This is a genomic window from Aporhodopirellula aestuarii (assembly GCF_023701485.1).
GTDB classification, from domain to species: domain Bacteria; phylum Planctomycetota; class Planctomycetia; order Pirellulales; family Pirellulaceae; genus Rhodopirellula; species Rhodopirellula aestuarii.
Window position 1 is genome coordinate 1 of the sequence record NZ_JAMQBK010000112.1, and the last position, 19,730, is coordinate 19,730.

At 55.0% G+C, this 19,730-nt stretch carries 12 protein-coding genes; 2 read left to right on the top strand and 10 right to left on the bottom strand.

Going from position 1 to position 19,730, the window contains the following annotated elements:
* Positions 1 to 370: 370 nt before the first annotated feature.
* From NB063_RS30125 to NB063_RS30140, 4 genes are all read right to left on the bottom strand, one after another.
* Positions 371 to 1,804 (bottom strand): alkaline phosphatase D family protein, encoded by a 1,434-nt coding sequence (locus tag NB063_RS30125; protein WP_250933170.1) that lies wholly within the window; start codon positions 1,802 to 1,804, stop codon positions 371 to 373.
* Positions 1,805 to 2,392: 588 nt separating this feature from the next.
* A complete protein-coding gene (locus NB063_RS30130) occupies positions 2,393 to 5,050 on the bottom strand; it encodes a glycoside hydrolase family 95 protein (protein WP_250933172.1) in 2,658 nt (885 codons plus the stop codon).
* A 187-nt stretch (positions 5,051 to 5,237) separates the two neighbouring features.
* Positions 5,238 to 6,689 (bottom strand): alpha-L-fucosidase, encoded by a 1,452-nt coding sequence (locus NB063_RS30135; protein WP_250933173.1) that lies wholly within the window; start codon positions 6,687 to 6,689, stop codon positions 5,238 to 5,240.
* Complete coding sequence (locus tag NB063_RS30140) at positions 6,686 to 7,606, bottom strand: hypothetical protein (RefSeq protein WP_250933175.1); 921 nt, start codon at positions 7,604 to 7,606, stop codon at positions 6,686 to 6,688. Before NB063_RS30140 ends, NB063_RS30135 begins: the two co-directional genes overlap by 4 nt.
* A 480-nt stretch (positions 7,607 to 8,086) precedes the next feature.
* Between NB063_RS30140 and NB063_RS30145 the strand changes: the two genes are divergently transcribed.
* On the top strand, positions 8,087 to 9,403 hold the full coding sequence (locus NB063_RS30145; protein WP_250933177.1) for a hypothetical protein: 1,317 nt from the start codon (positions 8,087 to 8,089) through the stop codon (positions 9,401 to 9,403).
* Positions 9,404 to 10,262: 859 nt separating this feature from the next.
* Here the strand turns inward: NB063_RS30145 and tnpA are convergent.
* From tnpA to NB063_RS30175, 6 genes are all read right to left on the bottom strand, one after another.
* Positions 10,263 to 10,670, bottom strand: a complete 408-nt coding sequence (tnpA, locus tag NB063_RS30150) for an IS200/IS605 family transposase (RefSeq protein ID WP_250933179.1) — start codon at positions 10,668 to 10,670, stop codon at positions 10,263 to 10,265.
* Positions 10,671 to 11,431: 761 nt separating this feature from the next.
* Positions 11,432 to 11,728 carry a cellulase N-terminal Ig-like domain-containing protein gene (locus NB063_RS30155; RefSeq protein WP_250933181.1) on the bottom strand — a complete coding sequence of 99 codons (297 nt, stop codon included), beginning with the start codon at positions 11,726 to 11,728 and terminating at the stop codon, positions 11,432 to 11,434.
* Positions 11,729 to 11,838: 110 nt separating this feature from the next.
* Entirely contained in the window at positions 11,839 to 14,157 is a 2,319-nt protein-coding gene (locus NB063_RS30160) for an alpha/beta hydrolase family protein (RefSeq protein WP_250933183.1), read from the bottom strand.
* A 19-nt stretch (positions 14,158 to 14,176) separates the two neighbouring features.
* Positions 14,177 to 16,852: a glycosyl hydrolase 115 family protein gene (locus NB063_RS30165; protein WP_250933185.1), complete on the bottom strand. Its 2,676-nt coding sequence runs from the start codon at positions 16,850 to 16,852 to the stop codon at positions 14,177 to 14,179.
* 135 nt (positions 16,853 to 16,987) lie between these two features.
* Complete coding sequence (locus tag NB063_RS30170; RefSeq protein ID WP_250933187.1) at positions 16,988 to 17,179, bottom strand: hypothetical protein; 192 nt, start codon at positions 17,177 to 17,179, stop codon at positions 16,988 to 16,990.
* Positions 17,180 to 17,283: 104 nt separating this feature from the next.
* On the bottom strand, positions 17,284 to 18,024 hold the full coding sequence (locus tag NB063_RS30175) for a DUF1559 domain-containing protein (protein ID WP_261367682.1): 741 nt from the start codon (positions 18,022 to 18,024) through the stop codon (positions 17,284 to 17,286).
* A gap of 147 nt (positions 18,025 to 18,171) precedes the next feature.
* On the opposite strand from NB063_RS30175, the gene NB063_RS30180 reads away from it, so the two are divergent.
* Positions 18,172 to 19,719 carry an IS1380 family transposase gene (locus NB063_RS30180; protein ID WP_250933191.1) on the top strand — a complete coding sequence of 516 codons (1,548 nt, stop codon included), beginning with the start codon at positions 18,172 to 18,174 and terminating at the stop codon, positions 19,717 to 19,719.
* Positions 19,720 to 19,730: the final 11 nt, after the last annotated feature.

Genomic DNA, 19,730 nt, shown 5'->3' on the forward strand with positions numbered 1-19,730 from the left:
AAAATGTGGCTAAACCTAAGCGCTAGCTGCGGGCCTCCAATGGGCACGTTCTAGCCGTTAGGCCCGCGGCTCGCGCCGTCGGCTCACTAAAACAACAGCCCGCATACGTTCCGGTGAGCGTCGTCGGAGCGTCCCGTCGGACTAGACCAGCCATTAAACGTGTAGTTTCGCTCATCAGCCAAAACTCGCGACCGACACAACTCCATTGGATAACCGCATGAGGTCAGACTCCACCTCAAGCGAGCAGGGCCGGTTCCCACCGGCCGCAATCCAGTGAAAACAATGAGATTCCGGCGTAATGCCCCGTTTCCTCTTTTCGTCTCTGCTCGCTTTTTTCCGACAGATTTACGAGTTCTCCAAAGCGACAGGCTCATCGCTCCAGCACAATCGTTTCCAACTCTACTCCGCGTTCATTCACTAGATGGAAGGTTGCTTGCGGCACACCATCGACGGCTCGGAACGAGAATTCACTAAATGCCCATGAGTTGCTGGGCAGGCCGAACAATTGAGCTGTTCTGTCGCTTCCAAACGCGCCCGGCCCCGGAACACCTCCCAGCGTCGCGACCTCAAACTCGTAGATCTTTCTGCCGCCGGGTCGCGGGATGGCAAAACCGCGAGCACCATGACGGTCGCCGGAGAGCAGGATCACCTGCGAATCCTTTTTGGCGTCGATCACTTGGAAAATCTCTTCGCGACCTTCGGTGTCCCACGTTCCCCAGCTGTCTTTCCCGTTGGAGATATAGTCGCTCCACATCGTGCCACTGCTGAGCAAAATGTAGGGCGAGGTCGAATCATTGATCTGCTTCTTCACCCACGCCATCTGCTCATCGCCCAAGAATGAATTCAGCTTTCCGCGCCGCTCATTTACTCGGCAAGATCGCGTATCGAGCGAAATAAAGTGCATCGGCCCGATGTGAGTCTGGAAGTAAATTCCGTTGCGTTCCACATCCCGATCCGGGTTATTCCATTGCGTTCTCCAAATTCTGCGTAGCCCATCGACATCAATCGCCTGGCCTCTACTGTGCGTGCCGCCCGAATCATCGTGCCAATAATCATGGTCATCCCAGGATGTAAAAACCGGCACATTCGCGGTCATTTCCTGCCACGGCGGAGAAAGGTTGCGAAGCAAATAGTCGGTGTTGATCAATCCATAATCACACTTTCGATCATCCACAGCAGCGTCGCCCAGCACCAGCATCGCGCTGCTGCCCCGTTCCTGCACCAATTTCATCAACTCCGGCCGGTACAAACCGACTTTATGAAAACAGGTTCCAAAGGCGATCTGGAATGGCTTTTCAGACAATGCCGCCGGTGCAGTCATGAAGCCACCGCTTCCAAGCTCGCGGCCCTTTGAATTTGTCACGCTGTAGGTATAGCGAGTGTCCGGCAAGAGCCCCTCGCACCGGACCGAATGAATCCGCTCGGCACCTCCGGACGTAAACTTCTTAGACGCAACGTCTCCTTTCCGAGTGACCACCACGTCAACTCGCTCCGGTACCGGCAAGTGCATCCAAACCGCAACACTCGTCGAAGTCAGGTCACCGAGCATTGGGCCTCCAAGCGCCATCCGATTGAACTTCCGGCACTGCTCGCTCAGCGACGCCTCTGGGTTCGATCCCGTCAGAGCCGACCGGCAGGCGGTATAAAACTCCTGCACCTCCTGCGGCTGCACTTCGTACTGATTCATGATCCGCAGATCAATCTCCAACGTCCCCTCATGTGCCTCCTTCAACGAGACAATCCGCGAAACCTCGGCCTCGCTGGCATGCGACGTCAGCCCGCTCCCCAAGCTTGTAGCTGCCAACGCAAGAAACTCTCGTCTCCGAATGTGCGTGAAATCTTGCATTGATGGTATGTTCTCCAATTGTTGGTTGACCCGCTATCGTCTTCCACCGAGTGGGGATGATTCATGTCGGCAAATTTGTGAGTTGCCAATCCACGCGGTTTCAAGTGGTTTCCGCAACGTGTTTGCCGTGCGGGCGTCGGGATTAGAAATAGAGCGGGTCATTTTGTGAATCCTGTGTGAAGAGGATTTTGTGACTCGCTTTAATTCTACTGCCAGGAAACTCGTTGACTGTCACGTATTGACGGGATTGCATGTCAAATATCTACGGAATAACAGGCGTGAGTTCGCCGCTATTGCGTCATCATCCGTCCTGACCAAGGTTTCAGGACGTGTTACAAAAATCTCGCGTGCAGGCTTGGTCCATGGTCGAGCGGACCAGACGTAATGTCCTTGCCGTCGATTACCCGAGTCGCTGAAATTCCATCGCCTATTGTGTACACTCTGTCCTTGCCGATCCGCTCCTTGAGTTTGCGAAAACATCTCGTTTTCAAAGACATTTACGCAACCAAGGGCGGATCGGTTGCTTTACTTGGAGTGACATGCGGGCTAGGGCCGCAAATAGATCGCCGTCGCACCATCGCTGCTCTCGCACCCATCGGCCCGCACCGCGGTAAGCTTGAGTGTCATCTGCTTGATCTGCGGCAAGTCGGAGACTTTGTAAACGAACTCTGTACCGTGGATCTTCGACGCGATCGATTCATAGCCCGGCGCATTGCCTACCGCGCGGTACAGGTTGTACGACGCAGCATCCGCGTTGCCGGTCCAGGTGATCGCGACCCGATCTTCCGCACTGTCACTGTCGATCGTCAGATTCGAGGGCGCGGCGACGGGATGGCTGGCCGGGATGTCGGTGATAACGTAGACCTGCCCGACGGCGGTCTCAATGCTGACTTGGTCAGGACCTTCGTCAGTGAACTCTACCTTCCCGCCCTCTCGGGTACGGATCTTCGCTTTGGCGACCCCAGGATAACGCAGCGCCAAAGTGCCGCCTGTCTTAGACAGCACTTCCAGCCGGTCGGCATTGCCATCGGACCACTTGGCGGAGACCTCGAAATTGCCTCGCGCAAGCAGGCCCTGATAATTGCCGTCCAACCAGGACGTGGGTAAGGCGGTCAATGGGGACACCACGTAGTCCTGGCTCTGCAACAGCATCTCTGCGACTCCGGCCGTGGCGCCGTAGTTCGCATCCGCCTGAAACAGCGGACCGCCCCGGTGATCGTTGAACAGGTTGTGCAGGTAGTTTCCACCCAGCAGATCTCGGTAGAAGGAATAGGCCTCTTCGCCGTCGTGAACCCTGGCCCAAAAAGCGATCCGCTCCGCCCGCGCCCATCCAATATTGCTTTTGTTGGTGCGTTTGGTCAGGCTGACTTTCACCGCATCGAGCCAAGCCGGCGTCATATCGTTAATCAACTGCCCCGGGTACAGGCCGAGCAGCATGGAGGTGTGCCGGTGGTGTGGGTCGCCGATCTCACCGTAGTACTCTTCCTGACGAAATTCCTTGATCTGCCCCGATTTACCGACCTGGATCGGATCCAGGAGCGGGAGCTGGATTTCGAACAGCTGCAGGCGGCTGTCGTCGCGGCCAAGGATCCTGGCCGCCGCCAAGGTATTGTGATGGTTTTCGTAGAACATCTGCTGGTCGAAGGTCGTTCCTACCGTGTCCCGTTTCTTCTGCTCCGGCGACGAGGAGGGGTTGGCCAGCAGGACACCATCGACGTCCTTGACGAAGCGGGACACAAAGTTGGCCTGCTCGTACATCACGGGGTACACCGTGTCGGCCAGCAGAGATTCATCCCGCGTGAAGTCGTAGTAGTCCCAGAACATCTGAGCGATCCAGCAGCCCGTCCCGAAGCCGGCGATGGGTGATTTCCCGGGAACGTTGTATGGGCTCGCCCAGAACGGCCCAGACCATCCGTTGTCTCCGTCCGGGTCGAGCTGAGCGGGGTTGTACTGCTTGATGTATTGCGTGGCGTACCGTCGCTGCTGTGGTTCGAAGGCCTTGAAGAAGCCGACATAAGACTCGAACAGTTCCGGTAGGTTGGCGCTGAAGACCGGCGCGTAGGCCATCTGGACGTTCGTGTCATGCAGGTACTGGGACGCCCACGGCGGCTTCGCATAGACGTTCCAGATGCCTTGCAGGTTGGGCGGAAGCGTGCCGGCCCGAGAGGAGCAGATCAGCATGTAGCGACCGAACTGGAACGCGAGTTCTTCCAGATACCGACTCGAGGCTGCATCGGGGTAGGCATCGACCAATTCGTCGGTCGTAATCGCAGGGACCGTGGCACCAAGATCGAGGTTCACGCGATCGAATAACGCCTTGTAGTCATCCTGATGGTTCGCCAGCAATTCCTCATAGGACTTTGCCGCCGCGTCAGCCAGATATCCGGTCACCTTGGCATGGGGGTGAGGAAAACCATCGAGCTTACGGTCCGGCTCCGGTGTCAGGAACACCTTCGGATCGAATTGGTAGTTGGTTCCGACCGCGATCAGAATAACAGCGCTGTCGGCATCGGAAACAGTGATCGTGCCTTTCTGATCGGATGCCGCCATCGTGCCGCCGCGGGGGATGACCTTGAACTGTCCCTCAAACTCGATGTTGTAGTGAGTCATGACACCGGAGAGCGTGACGGTATCGCCGCTGGCCGTGACCGTCCCGGACTTGCCCTCGCCCAGGAATGGAATCGTGGGACGAAGCGTAAACGACAAAGCCCCAGCTTTCGATGCGCCCAAGCGAATCACCATCACCTTATCGGGATAGCTAGTAAAACACTCCCGCGAGTACGCCACACCGTCTTGCTCGTATTTCACACGGGAGACGCCTTCGTTCAGGTTGAGCTCCCGGAGGTAGTCACCGGCGTCGTCATGACCGAAATCAATGTAGACCTCGGCAAAATTGTTCAGACCCTTGCGCTTCATTCCACGTTCGCCCGGACCGTCGTACAGACTGTTTTCGGTAATCTGAATGCGTTCGGTCTCTGTTCCGCCGAACAGGTTGACCCCCATGTAGCCATTGCCCATCGGGATGGAGCTGTTGGCCCAGCCGAGATCGCTGTCCGGGGCGGGTTCGTCGTACCAGAGCCGCAGTGCCTTGCTCAGTCTGCCGGCGGTCAATCCCGTATTCGGTTCCGCAGCCGAAGCCTGCGAACCGGGAAGCAACAGGGTGAACCCGAGCAATACCGCAGTCACTACATTGCGTATCAACATGATTTCTCCATACCAGCTATTCGATTTGTTTTGAGAGGTCGGTGATTTCGTTTTCCTCTTTTCCAAGATTATAGACGGTAACACCCGCTGTCATTGAGGAGCACGTTGGGTTTCCGAGTCTCCGCATGAGCCAAACTTGAAAACGCGCCAATCACACCGCCGACAATTAGCATCTTCAGAAGCAAGTTCATTCTTGCGATTCCAGGGTTAGACAAAGCACCGTATTCAACTCATCGATGGGCTGATCGGGCAGAGTCATCGTGACGGTTCCGCCTTTTTGTTCTACGTCGACGGTAGCTTTCTTTGGATCGGCCAGGAAGTACGCACCCGTCACCTTGTCGTGCTCGAAACCATGCAGCACGAAGGGCTCCGACGGCCACTGGAAGAGATGCAGGTAGATCTTTCCTTCCCGACCCGTGGCTAGCCATGCGTAGTCCTTTTGCCTGTGGCCTTTCTTTGCTTTACCAGCTCCGGTCGCAATCGCTTCCTTTTCAAGGGCGTTCTGTTCCGCCACCGACCGGGTAATGAATTGACCGTCGCCTGAAAAGATCGTGCCGCGCGCGCCATAGATGGATTCACCGTTGACCTTGAGCCACTCACCCGCCTCTTTCAGGCTTTGGACCGCAGGTTCTGGAATGATCCCCTCTGCTGTCGGGCCAACGTTCAGCAAGAACGCCCCGCCCTTGCTCACCACTTCGGTCAGCTGCATGATCACCTGCTTGGGCGTCTTCCAGTTGTTGTCGTTCGCCCGGTAACCCCATGAGCCATTGAGGGTCATGCAGGTCTCCCAGTATTCCCAAGGGCTTTTCGGAGGAATGGTGCGATCTCGATAGGAAAGAAAATCGACTCCGATGTCCACCAGTTCATCGAGTTGCTCCTGCTTCAAGCCCTCGACCTGGTTGCCGTGATACATCAAACGACTGTTGATGATCGTGTCGGGATCAATCTCTCGGACAACCGCTTCGAATTCCCGGCCAAGGTCCGCCGTCATCGCATGCGGCGTGTCGAACCAAATGTGCGTCGGGTCATACTTCGTCAGCAGTTCCTTTACCTGAGGAATGGCCTTGGTATCAATGTAATTCCGAAAGTCACCTTTCTGAGCCGGATCCCACTTGCCCCCAGCTCCGCCAGGAAATTCCCAGTCTTGCGTCTGTGAATAATAGAAGCCCAGCTTGATGCCGGCTTTATCGCAGGCTTCTTTTAGCTCCTGCAGCACATCCCGTTGGAAGGGCGTGTAGTCAACGATGTTGTAATCGCTCGCATCGGAATCAAACATCGCAAAACCATCGTGATGCTTGCTGGTGATGGTGATGTATTTCATCCCCGAATTTTTGGCGACGGCGACCCATTCTTTGGCGTCGAATTTCGTCGGGTTGAATTTCGATGCCATCTCTTTGTATTCGGCGACCGGAATCTTGGTGCGATTCATGACCCACTCGCCATTTTCCAAAGTTGAGTAGACGCCCCAGTGAATGAACATGCCGTACTTGGCCTCGTCCAACCAAGCGGCGCGGCCCGTGCTGGGATCTGCGGTAGGCTCCGGGATGACTTGGGCAAAGACGGGAGACGCCAGCAGGCATGCCAGTGCGGCAAGAGTTGTTGTTTTGATCGACATGTTATTTATCTCGGCGGACTTCATTTTGAAAACTCGACCGATACTTTATCGAGTTGTGGTTTGGAATGGTTCTCGGTGGAATCGCTAATCTTGACTTCAAACTGAAAACCATAGCCTTCAGGCAGACTGGATTGATCCATCATCGCTGGCGCCTTGGCAACTTGCATGGAAAAACCGGGAATGTAGTCGTAGCTTTCCTTGACGTGCTGCCAGTCCGTCATGTGGTCGATGGAGCCGTCTTTGTTTGCATCGACGCCGACACGCACTTCGACGCGCTCCACCCACGGTCCTGGGCTGACATAGTCAGTCGACATCTGAGTCGCCAAATAAAAGCGGCCCTCCGCAAACATGATGTCCGGATCGGGATGGCTTCGGCCGATCTCACTACAAAACGTGAACGGTTCATCGAGGCTCGAAGAGGTGAACCAGCCGACACGAATGCTGTCGTTGGCCGGATGGTAGTCCGAGAAGAGATAGTATTGGCCGCCAATACTGATTGCGGCCCAGTCGCCAAAAGCGTTTTGCACTGGATCATGCACTTCGTATTCAGCAAACGCCTTGATCTGTCCCGCTTTGATTCGGTGCTGCGGAACATCAACGGGAGCAGGTTTTCCCGGGTAGTTTTTGGGATCGCTCGCGTGCCAGTGTGGGTGAGCATACTCCGCAAACTTGCCGGTGGGTTTCGTCCGTTGATCAACCGCCGGAGGAAGTATCTTGAAATCCCCGATGCCATTCGCACTTACCGCATGACCGGCCAGGGGTGAGTCCCATGAATGTTTGGAAGCATCGATCGGACTCCAGTCTTCATAGATAACATGGAACTTTCCTTCGAGGTCGCGAATGCCCCACCAGTACGATGAACGTCCACGTCCGTCGTGTGCAACTGGGCGAGAATCTTTTCCGAGAAGACCAGTCGATCGCGAGCCTGCCGCTATCGCCACGACAGGACCTCGTGATAGGCGAACCTAAATACCCGCGGCACAAATCGCCGCTCGGGATCGTACTGATCAAACTTTTCGCAGTGCCGTACGGCCGTTTGCTGTATCACGTCCTCCGCGTCGGTGACCTGCGGCACAAGCATACCATCATACCGCCGCACTTTCGGCGGATACCGGGTTCACACGCTCACGAACTCTGGGGCTGAATCGTTCACTTCGTCTCCAAAACATGACTGAGTGAACCCGTTTCCGCCGGTTTTGCCGCTGCCGTTGACTTCAGACAGCGAGAAAAACAAATAAAGCGTCGCACGGCCCTTGATTCCCTCCTGCCCCTCTTTTCCTTAAGCTATGCAACGCTGCTATCGCATCGGATCATTCGACTCTCAAATAATCCGGTTTTGCGTCAGCAAATCCCCCCTATCAGCTCTCCAGGAACTTCTTGGAGCCGACACGCTTCTTTCAATTCATTGAGGTTCATTACCGATGGTGTCAATTCTCGCGGACAAACTGCACGAGTACCCCAAGCAGGATGTAATCGACGGATCCGGCGGAAGCTCAGATTCGATTCTCGACGACTGCCTCAATCAGAACGACGGAGTCCTACAGCTCATCCACCGTTACGCGGGCAGGACATTTTGTACGCCGGGTAAACGGCTTCGTCTTGATGACAAATCGTACTACCCGGACTACATGAACGGGACGGGACTGGATGAAATCTGGATGTGCTGCACCGTGCCCATCGTCACGGGCGTCATCGATACTCGCACAAACAAAGCACCGTTTCGCGAAGGTGAATCGCACGTACTCACTCCCAGCGGGCAAGTCATCTCGTTGCAGGATTTGATCACCGCCAATCCAGAATCCGTGATGGGTGAAAAGGTGACGGCGTTTGCGAAATCACTTTATGGAACGCCGACCTGGCCGATTGTTTCAAAGAAGTTCGACAACCTAAATCCGATTCCCCATCACCTTCACTGGTCAAAGTGGGAAGTGTACGACATCAACTCTTTCGACAATCCAGGTGTCAGTCCGTCGCATTACCACACCACGGCAATGGGACTGTACCCGTTCGTGACAAAGGATCAGTTTCTTGCCTGCATGAAGAGTTTCGGAAAGGGCGAGTACAACGGAGTTCGGCATTTGTCGCCGCATACGATGATGCATATTGATAACGGCTTCGTGATGCCCAACGGCGTACTGCACTCGCCGACCGACCTCTGCACGCACGAACTGCACGTCACGATGGACGAGCATTTCCTGGCCGAAGACCTGACGCTTGACGGAAGAATCGGAGCAGCGGATGCGTTTTACGCATGCAGAGAAGAAGACTATCCGAAGGATCGCCACGAAGACTGGGAATACCTGGTTGATAAGTTCGACTTCGCGGCCAACCAGGATCCCGACTTTGTCATGAAGAATAGGCGTCCTGCGATCACCGCTGAAGAATTTGCAGGTGATGGTGTCGACGCTAAGTGGGTCGTCTACGGTGAATTTCTCGGCGATCAAAAGTGCTCGATACTGCGGCTTACTGTGCAGCCTGGCGGTAAGACTCAGTTTTGCCCAGAAAGCCCCGCGTTGTTCCACACCAATGGCGGAAGCGGCCGCGTTGGAAAACTCAAAGTGAAATATCATCAGGGCATGATTCTCGGCGAGCTCTATCCCGAGATCGGATTTATCACCCAAGCCGCACTGACAAGCGGCGGTGTGGAAATCGAAAACACTGGAACCGAACCGCTGGTGTTGACCTTTGACTTCCCGCAGAACGCGCACTCCAAAACGCCCGGTGTTGCCGCTAAGTAACGACGCTTGATGCGATCATTTGTGGTCCGGGTTAGGGAGTCATCGAAAGGGCGGAGCCCTACAGAATCCTTGCCGGTGGCGTCAGCCACCGGTTCCAAAGCTCGAGCCAACAAAGGCCGGCGGCCGACACATCTTGAGTTTGAGGGGCTGACCATGTGTCGCCCTCCGGGCTCGGATGTGATGAAACTGTGGTCCGGTGGCTGACGCCACCGGCAACGAATATTTCGCCCTCCGGGCAATGCAGTCATCTCAAGGGCGAAGCCGGCTGAACTCAAGGGCGGAGCCCGACAGAATCCCTGCCGGTGGCGTCAGCCACCGGTTCGCAAGTTCGAGCCAACTAAGGCCGGAGGCCGACACATTTTGAGTTTGAGGGGATGGCGATGTTTCGCCCTCCGGGCTCGGATGTGATGAAACTATGGTCCGGTGGCTGACGCCACCGGCAATGATTATTTCGCCCTCCGGGCTATGCAGTCTTAAGGGCGAAGCCCGGCTGAACTCAAGGGCGGAGCCCTACAGAATCCTTGCCGGTGGCGTCAGCCACTGGTTCCCAAGTTTGAGCCAACAAAGGCCGACGGCCGACACATCTTAAGTTTGAGGGACTGACCATGTTTCGCCCTCCGGGCTCGGATGTGATGCAACTATGGTCCGGTGGCTGACGCCACCGGCAATGAATATTTCGCCCTCCGGGCTATGCAGACATCTCAAGGGCCGAGCCCGGCTGAACTCAAGGGCGGAGCCCGACAGAATCCCTGCCGGTGGCGTCAGCCACCGGTTCCAAAGCTCGAGCCAACAAAGGCCGGAGGCCGACACATCCTCTATTCCCAGATGTATTTCGAGTCGTAATCGACTTCATGCCGTTTCAAAATCTGCAGGAATTCATCCTGAAACGATTGCGTGCGATGATCTCCACCTGACCTTCGATGTACGCGACGACGGCATCCTGCTGCGACGAACTGACGGTGAACGCTCCATATCCATCTTGCCAATGAAACTTCATTCCCGCATCACGAGATTCGTTGATGTGCTTACTGGTGTTTGCTTTCAGTTTGCCAACAAAGTCGGACACGGCCACTTTGGCCGGAATCCGGACGAGTAGGTGAGCGTGATCGTGGTAGCCACCAATTCGGATGGCGAAACCATCGAGATTCCTGGCGACGCCCGCCATGTATGCCCACACGTCTTCTCGGAATGAATCGTTTTGCAGGAACGGCCGGCGTTCTTTGGTGCTGAAAACAATGTGGTAGAGAAGCTGTTGATGGGCAGCCATGTGTCGCCCTCCGGGCTCGGATGTGATGCAACTGTGGTCCGGTGGCTGACGCCACCGGCAATGATTATTTCGCCCTCTGGGCTATGCAGTCAACTCAAGGGCGAACTCAACGGAACCTAAGAACTAAGCGCCGAGCCCGGAATAACTGAAGGGCGGAGCCCGGCAGAATCCCTGCCGGTGGCGTCAGCCACCGGTTCGCGATAGCCCCACAATCAAGGCCGGAGGCCGACATATCATGATGTTGATCGCTAGCAAGGGATTCGTGTTGTCCCTCGCTGACGCGTTATGAAGTTGCGCGATTCGATAGCCCGGAGGGCGGAACAACAAATGCCGGTGCCGTCAGGCACCGGAAATCGTTGACCATCGATATAAGCCCGGAGGGCGATACATTGTTCTGTATTTGTTGTGTCGCCCGCTGGGCGAGGTGGTGTCGTGCTTCGTTAACGTGGTCTTACGACAACGGCAAATCCTATGTCGCCCTAGGGGCTGAAAAAACGCAACGTTGCAGAATCAAAACTGACTTGCCCTGCGTTCGCATCGGGCATTCGGCTTGTATTTGCCACTGGCGTCAAAGTGGCTATTCACGTTGCCGACATACGCCGCGCAAACTGCGCCACCCGCGGCATGTTGATCCGGATCTTTTGTAAATCCGCCGGCTCCCTATTCCGGGATGTACAACCACTTGCCTTTGCGAATGGAAACATGAACTGAGTAGCGCGGAAGCAGAGCCAAATGGTCACGCACCGGAGTTTCGGTGTCCGTCAGCTATCCCATAGGATACTACCACCGACTTCAATCGACTCGCTTTTGCAGAGCAGCTTTGTGCCATGCTGAACGAGAATTCGGTAGTTCCCTTCATCCTGCAAACCCGAGAAATCGGATATCCACCAATGAGCCCCCCATTTCTCTCCCCAATAGTTCACGGGGCCTTCCACGATGGGGTTCGCCTTTGCGTCGACCACCGTGAATCGCGCTTCTTGGGGGATGCTGTCTGGTTGATCGCCGCGGATCATGACCCGCATGGGATCACCAATGTCATATCCCACTTGTGAGGACATAAGAAAGACTTCTGCTCGCGCCTGTGTTACGGCGCAGGCAACGATAACGAATAGCAATGTTCTTAACAGCATGGATAAATCTCTGACTTCTCTTGTTGTTGATTGCGAATTTACCTTTGCGACGACGGTTCTTTAATCACGACCGTATACATGGCCTGCAATCCGCGACCGCCGCCCAGAACCACGGTCCGGCCTGCATCAAATGTTTTCCGATAACAAACCATCCGGTTCCCCGCCTCGACGACCCAGTCGGTTTTCTCCCATCCAGAAATCCACGCAGGATGTTTGTCGCTTTCTTTCATGCCGACATAGACCGTGCAGTTCTTCTGCACCCGAAAGGTGACCAGATCGCTGTTACCATTTGACCGATCTACCATCGGAGTCTGAATCAAGTCCGCGCCATCGAGTTCCGCTGGTGCCGCCGTCACCCGATAAGGCCTGTCTGTCCACAGAACCGCTCCCTTGCGAAAGCCGCCCGGTTCGATTCGATAGATGTTTTCAGAATGGAACGCTGCGTTCTCAATGAGCGACTCGCTCTTGACGGCTTCATGATCCACTAAGTCCGCGGCATCATCGCTACTGTGCGTTTCGACGTCGGCGTGTTTTGTCGTATCTCGATACGCGTGAACGTGTGGCACATACTCACCGCCGACCCAGCGAAAGTTGCTGAACAGGATTTCTTTATCCTGCCAAACCGTTCCCTTTTCGAGCGCGAGCTCCAGTACGTTGGTTTCATTGATCGAGTCGCCCAGCGGGGTTCCCGTCTTTTCATCAATGAACGAATCGCCATCAAGCGTCACGGTCTGCCAGCCCTCATTGGGATCAACGTTGACCGTGCTGGACCAGGTTCCCGAATCGAGGACGCGGTAGTTCTTGTGCAGCTTCACCGCGAACGACTCACCGGTCGTGGTCTTGATGTCAAAACTCAATGACGCACCGCGTGGTGCTCGAAATTCCGGATCGCCCGGCGCATACGTGAAGGGACTTCCTCGTTCGTAAGTCGTAAAACCGGACAGACCGTTTGGACCGGTAGCGACCTTCAGCGGAGTTCTAGCCAGTGCCGGGATAGGATCCGTTCCCGGAGAGCTGCACACCCATCCGTCGAGACCGTCGCTGCCGTCATAAAACTTTCGGGAGGGAGCCGCCGTCGTTGTCACCTCGCCCAGCGAAGAAGGAATCACCGCGAGGAGCGGACTTGAAATCACAGCGCCCGAGGCATAGGTGATGTTGGCGAAAGCAAACAGGTATTTGTCGGCATTCATCACCGACGTGCGAGCCATTACCGAACCATCGCGATTTTCCACCGTGACGGTCCGCCAGTTCCGATTCACGGAAAAGGGATTTTCTAATGCGTAGTAGACTTCGATTTGGCGAACTTCTTGAGGGCGATCCGGGTTGAGTGTGAGAACTGGAACACCATCGCTGCCTAGGGAAAGCTGCGTTAGCGGATTCTCGGGCCAGACGCCTTCGTTCTTCAAATGGACATCCATCCACAGCGGCAGATCCTCGACAAAATCAGCACCGATGTGGTGACGAAACCTCGGAGTCAATGCCCAGCATCGCGGTACACCTTCGGGAATCCGCTCGAGCGTATCGCCAGCCCGATCCATGTCGCCGTGATGATCGTTTGATCCGCTCAGAAACAGCATCGGAAACTTGACATAGGGTGCCGAGGCTTCCGGTGCTAGCGAAGCACGCCAACGCAGATCGTTGTCGCTCGGAGTGTGACCGGGATGACCGATCGCAAAGCGGGGATCGTAGTGTCGGTAAGTGTTCCAGCCCACTCCGTAGATGGCACAGCCCGCTTTGATGCGCGGATCAAACGCGAGATTCCACATGATCGCCCCACCCATGGAGACGCCGAAGGCACCGATTTTTTCTGGGGCCACTTCCGACTGATTTTCTAGATAGGTGATGGCCCGCATCGAAGCCTGCGTCCAGAGATAGTACGAGTCCGAGCGAGGCGTCGGCAGCGTAATCTGGTGCCCGACACGATCTTTGTGGTTTCCGTTGGGAACATCGTTCCAGAGCGTATATCGTTCCCTGCCCGGCCATTTGCCGCCCCAGTTGAACGTTAGCACCGCATAGCCGCGTGATGTTAGTTCCTTGAGCCAGTATTTATTGACGGTCTGTCCGCCACCGTGGATGTGAACGATCGCGGGCAGGTTTTTCCCGCCAACAGGAGCGGCATAGATTCCGTAGATGCGGACATAGTCACCATCCAATTGCTCCCCATTAAAATAGACCTCCTTGTAAGCGACACCGTCTTCGGTCCAAGTCTTCAACACCTCTTCATCAAGCGGCTCCGCACGCGGATCATACCCGGCCCAGATTTCAGGAGGTGTCATCGTTTGCGGTAGCGCCTCTTGCGGCAAAGCCATTGCCGCCAGCAGCGTACTCATCAAGAGCAACGGAGTTCTAGCGATCATTGCAGTTCCTTTCAGCAGACTACTGCTCGTGGATAACGACCGTGTACATCGCGGAGACACCACTGCCAACAAGGGAGCCCAGCACCGCAGACTCCTTCGCCTGAAACTTCTTTCGGTACAGCAGCAGCTTGTTACTAGCGTTAACCGACATCCCCGTGGCTTCCCAGTCCGCAAGCCAGACCGGTAGTTTTCTTACCTCGTCCTTCAACCCCACATAGATCACGCTGTCTTTTTTCAAAGTAAACGAAATGAGATCACCGGATGGGTTCGCCCGATCCTCCATGGGAGTTCGGATGTAGGTCGCACCGTCAAGCTCGGCCGGTATCTCTCCGACTTTGAAGCCCCGGTCGGTCCACAGGACAGCTCCGCTGCGGAAACCATTGGGCACCACCTCGTAAGCATTTTTCGAGTCAAACTCGACGTTGCCAATCAAGTCGTTTGGCGGAGTCGGTTCCTGCTGATGAATCTTTTCCGGCAGCGGCTCGCCGCTCTCCAGTACCTCCAGTCCCCGTCCGGAGTGTTTATAGAAGTACGGGAACACGCCTTCACTGTATTCCATATAGTCTTGAGCCGATCCCCAGAACGAGCCGCGCATGAATCCGCGGTACTCATCCGTGTAAGGCTCGCCTTGGATCTTTGCGATCGTCGACTTGAGCAGCAGGCGGGTGCGCCACATGTCCATCAGTCGGACATGCATGAACATCGTGTCCCAGATGCCGTATTCCGCTTTGTGGGCCTCGACCAAAACCTTTTCCAATTCGGCCAGAGCGGGCTCAATGTTTTTTGCAAACGCCTGCGGGTCGCGATTTTTCAGGTAATCTTTGAAGGCGTTGTTGACGATGGCGAGCATCCGACAGGAATACATATGCACCGCGACCTGATAGGTGAAGTGCGCCTGATAGAAGTCCTTTCGATCCGCGGGAATTTGATCTTCAAGTTGTTTGGTTTTCGCCCACAGCGGCGGAAAGTACTCGGCGGTTTCGGCCAACGGTTCTTTCGCCTGATTGAACTGATTCTCAAACCCGCTGATTGATTGAAGGTCTTCACCGTTTTGAATCGCCTTGCTGTACTGTTTTAGCATCTCCTGTGTGAGATATTGAATCAGGTGCTCCCCACGTGCTCCGTGCCATCGACCCTGGATCGGCATCTTCTCGCGCACGTAGGGGATGTCGTAGTACTGCAATCGCAGATCGGTCAATTCGGACGCCAGTTCAAGCGAAAACTGCCTGGCATACCAGTCAGTAAGATAATCCCTCATGGATTCCTCCGGCGATTTACTCAGCGCCGGTCGGGCGTCCCAGAGAAAATCGGTGATCGCTTCGACCGACATGGCGGCGGGGCGAATGCCGCTAACGTTAATGATCGCGTACTTGGTTGCGTCCTTTTCGACATAACGTTTCAGCTCGCTGTAGAAACGCGCAGGCGGAACGCCCTCGGTGGTACGGTTTTGCGTGTTCATCATCATCATGACGTGGTAATAGAGCCCATCACCCGGCGACAGGTCGGAGCCGTCACCTTTGTCACGCATGTAGCCTCGACCGTCGTCAGCGAACATTTTGCAAACGCCGTCGGGCACTTTCAGCAAGCCTTCATTGTAGAACTTGCCTTGCTCGTTCCAGAGTGCAGCGATGATCGTCGCATCTGGATCGATCTTGCGGATGATCTCGGTCTGGACTTGCATCGCCTCAGCGATGACTGCGGCCCGTCCGACATCGTCCTTCGGTGCGGCTGGGTCGCTGTTCCAAAACGCCCCGTCACTCTCGCCACGAAATCCAATCGTCCAGGCCACCTTCTTGTCAGCCAACACTTTGGCCGATTTGGTCCAGGCATCGATCAAAATGTCTTTGTGATCGACAAAGGAGAACGGTACTCCCTTCGGCCAGTCCATCATATTCAGTCCAACGGGCAGAATATGATGGAAAGTAATGACCACGTCCCGGCGCTTGCAGAGTTCGTAGACGGTCGCATCGGAATAGGGAGCCGATTCGGGTGCGATCATGTTGCCTTTACAGCGGAGCAGCGTTTCCAGGATTTTGTCCATCCACTCCATCGAGATCACGTTCCCGCCGAGCGGATCCCGGTGCATTCCGTCGTGCAGTTCTTCATCATTGATGAACCAGCCACGGTATTCAAACGTTGGCTCCTTCGAGACAACATCAAAGTCCGCAGCGACTGAGATTTCGTTGCGTTTCTTTGGCTGGTTGTCAGTGAAAACGTACATCGGGTCGACGCCCAGCACTTCTTCGCAGAACGTATAAATCGCGTAGATCGTGCCGCGAGTGTCCGCACCCACCGCTGTGATCGCAGGATTGTGTTTCACCTTGCCGGTTGTCACACGAAACTGTTCCTTGCCTTCGGGAACGTCCGACTCAAAAAGAGCGCGTGTGTTTGCTGCCGATCCGAACGCAATCACAGGGCCGTTCCAGGAGCCTCGGGTGTTATCCCGAAAGATCACAGGCGGATAACCGAACACTTTGTACCAATCACGCTCCGCATCTCGGATCGCTTCTTGGATTGCTGGATTGGCAAAGTCTTCCGCCATCACGATCCAAGGCGTGTCACCGTTGACTGCTAATTGGCCAGTCGCAGTTTCGTTGGAACTGCGATCGACTAACGGTTCGGCGGCACGAGCAACAACTCCGGGGATGACAATCATCAGAGCCGGGAGTAGACATGTGAGGATGTTGCGATTCATGGAATTTGATGACTTTTTGCGTTACAAGGTGCATCAAGACAGACACGAACAGAAATTCCAAGAGATCGTCTTGGGGAACCCATGCCTACTTATGGTTCAAGTGTTTATTCTCAAAAACCCGTGTTTTTGGGACGATTATCGTTGATTGATTGGCACCTTCTCCTGCTCCTTCGAAATCGCTTTCATCTCCGCGTCCGCGGCTTCCAATTGAGCACGTTCTTTCGCGAGAAATTCTTCGTCGGCTACGATCACTGCATTGGGTGCATCACCGCAGCCCATGCAGATTATAAACAGTGTGGACAACACGAAACTTGGAAAACTTTTCATCAATTGACCTATAAGGGAATGGGATGCCGTGGCGACACCTACCGCCTGAACGTTGCGTGGCGGTAGGTGGCGAAAGAGTTAGTTGCACGCAAAAGTGCTGCTGTTTAGAAATCTTCTGAGATGATTTCTTTGTTCGCTCGCGTCCCCAGTGCCCCCCAAAGGCCGTAGGGGCTAGGGGATCCTGGCGCACGAACACCAGTTCCTTTGAAGGGAGTACCGGAATCGAAGACAGCACCCTGATGTGAGTCGCCAGCTTCAATTGAATCCGTGACAAACTTGACAGCTCCGTCGCCCATCAACACATGGACGCCGCCCTGATGCCGGCTTGACGGAGGGCATATTCCATCATTGATGTAGAATGCATTGACACAAATCTCTCGGTTTGGCGGCAGGATTGTGGTGAACCCAGAGTACATCTGCGTCGACCCCGCCCAGAGAAACCCGCGACCCGAATACGAACGTGTCACGGTGTCAAGCGTTGCACTTGAGTCCCAGAACTGAGGCCTTGCTGGATCCTTGAGGCCATTGTCGGTACACCACGATGGGTTGTCACGAACATTTGCTTCTGATGGCGCGCCCCCTTTATCTGCCTGAACACTTCGCACATCGGCGTCCCCGATGTCGGTAATGATTTCCCCCATCGCTATGGTGTTGGACAATCCATCTAGCACATCCCTGAACGCCAGTTTTGTGTAACGAACAAACATTCCACGGTGGCTGCCTCTCGACATGATACTGTTTTGTTGACCAATTCCAGGGAATCCGGGATGAGTTGGATCGGTGGGAGGATTCGAACTGGATGAGCCGCGCCTTCCATGTTTCAATCCATAACTTGCGTCTCCCATACAAAAGGCATAGTTCGTGCGTCCTAGACCTTAACTAAGCGAGGATCGACCCCGCTTTAAATGAGAAAACTCGAAAACCCTCGGCGTTTCTCGTGTCTATTGGAGGTTACTACAACTTCAATCAACACGCGCTAACGAGGGTTTCGAGTGAACGCCAAACTACGCCGCCAGGCACTTCGACGCAAGCGAAAAATGCAACAACGCATTGATCCCGCCAATGCCTCCGGCGCTTCGCCAATGATCAAGCCGGATGCCATCAAGTACGAACTGGCCGGCAAACAGCAGGCCATCGCCGCTGGTGGTATCGGAACGTTGCTCGAGATGACCAAACAACTCGACTTGCGAAAAGAGATCAACCAAGCCGTCCCGCTGTTCAAGTTGCACCTGCCCTACGACGAAGCCGATCACGTTTTCAACATCAGCCTGAACCTGCTCGCCGGAGGCCAGTGTTTGGAACACATCGAGGATCGTCGATGCGATGAAGCCTACCTCAATGCACTCGGTGCCGATCGCATTCCCGATCCGACGACCGAAGGCGACTTCTGCAGGCGTTTCTCGACTCAAGACATCTTGCGACTGATGACGGCTTTCAATCGCGTTCGCGTGAAAGTTTGGAAACAACAGCCTGATGAGTTCTTCGACTGCGCGGTCATCGAAGGCGACGGCACTCAAGTGGAAACCTCGGCCGAGAAGAAAGAAGGCATAGGCATCAACTACAAAGGTCAGTGGGGCTATCATCCGCTCGTCGTCACGCTGGCCAACACTCGTGAACCGCTTTACATCATCAACCGCAGTGGCAATCGGCCCAGTCATGAAAACTCGGCGTTCTACTTCGACCTCGCCGCCCAGCGATGTCGTGACGCGGGCTTTCGTAAAGTCGTCTTGCGAGGCGACACCGACTTCGCACTAACGGAGAACTTCGACCGCTGGGACGATGATGACATTGAGTTCGTGTTCGGAGTCGACGCGATGCCCAATCTTGTTCAAATCGCTGAAAACCTCGACGAATCGGCATGGAAAACGATGCGTCGTCATCGTTCGCTGAAGAAGCCGTCAGCCAACCCGCGAGCCAAGCGTGGACGTTTCAAGGAAAAGGTTGTCGTCAAGAATGAATACCTCAACAAGAAGCTCGCGGGCGAACGGATCGCTGAGTTCGATTACCGGCCCGGCAAGTGCGACCGCAATTACCGCGTGATCGTTCTTCACAAGGAAGTTCATCTCAAACGAGGTCAGCTTCGTCTGTTCGAGAAGGAAGAGCCGGTTTACTTTTTCTATATCACCAACGCGACCAAGTCATCCAAGCCAACGCGTCAGGTCGTCGTTGAGGCCAATGCACGTTGCAACCAAGAGAACAACATCGCTCAGTTGAAACAGTGTGCGCTCAAGGCACCGCTGAATGATCTGACGAGCAACTGGGCGTACATGGTGATCGCTTCGTTGGCATGGAACCTGAAGATCTGGTCAGCTCTGATGATCAAGCCAATAGGCACGACTGATCAGAAAGCGGAACAATCGGCAACCAAATCCAAAGTGCTGCACATGGACTTCACGACGTTCCGAGATCGGATCTTGATGATTCCGGCACAGATCATTCGCCGCAGTCGCTCGGTGATCTTTCGCTTGCTGAGCTACCGGCCCTCGGTCGATACGTTGCTGCTGATTGACTCCAACGTCCGCCGTCCCCTTCGTTGCTGACGCAACGACTT

Bases quoted from the DNA above. Each gene is read 5' to 3' on its own strand.
- NB063_RS30130 (WP_250933172.1), bottom strand. From the start codon at position 5,050: ATGTTGATACGCAATGTAGTGACTGCGGTATTGCTCGGGTTCACCCTG.
- NB063_RS30135 (WP_250933173.1), bottom strand. From the start codon at position 6,689: ATGAAGTCCGCCGAGATAAATAACATGTCGATCAAAACAACAACTCTT.
- NB063_RS30145 (WP_250933177.1), top strand. From the start codon at position 8,087: ATGGTGTCAATTCTCGCGGACAAACTGCACGAGTACCCCAAGCAGGAT.
- tnpA (WP_250933179.1), bottom strand. From the start codon at position 10,670: ATGGCTGCCCATCAACAGCTTCTCTACCACATTGTTTTCAGCACCAAA.
- NB063_RS30155 (WP_250933181.1), bottom strand. From the start codon at position 11,728: ATGTCCTCACAAGTGGGATATGACATTGGTGATCCCATGCGGGTCATG.
- NB063_RS30160 (WP_250933183.1), bottom strand. From the start codon at position 14,157: ATGATCGCTAGAACTCCGTTGCTCTTGATGAGTACGCTGCTGGCGGCA.
- NB063_RS30165 (WP_250933185.1), bottom strand. From the start codon at position 16,852: ATGAATCGCAACATCCTCACATGTCTACTCCCGGCTCTGATGATTGTC.
- NB063_RS30170 (WP_250933187.1), bottom strand. From the start codon at position 17,179: ATGAAAAGTTTTCCAAGTTTCGTGTTGTCCACACTGTTTATAATCTGC.
- NB063_RS30175 (WP_261367682.1), bottom strand. From the start codon at position 18,024: ATGGGAGACGCAAGTTATGGATTGAAACATGGAAGGCGCGGCTCATCC.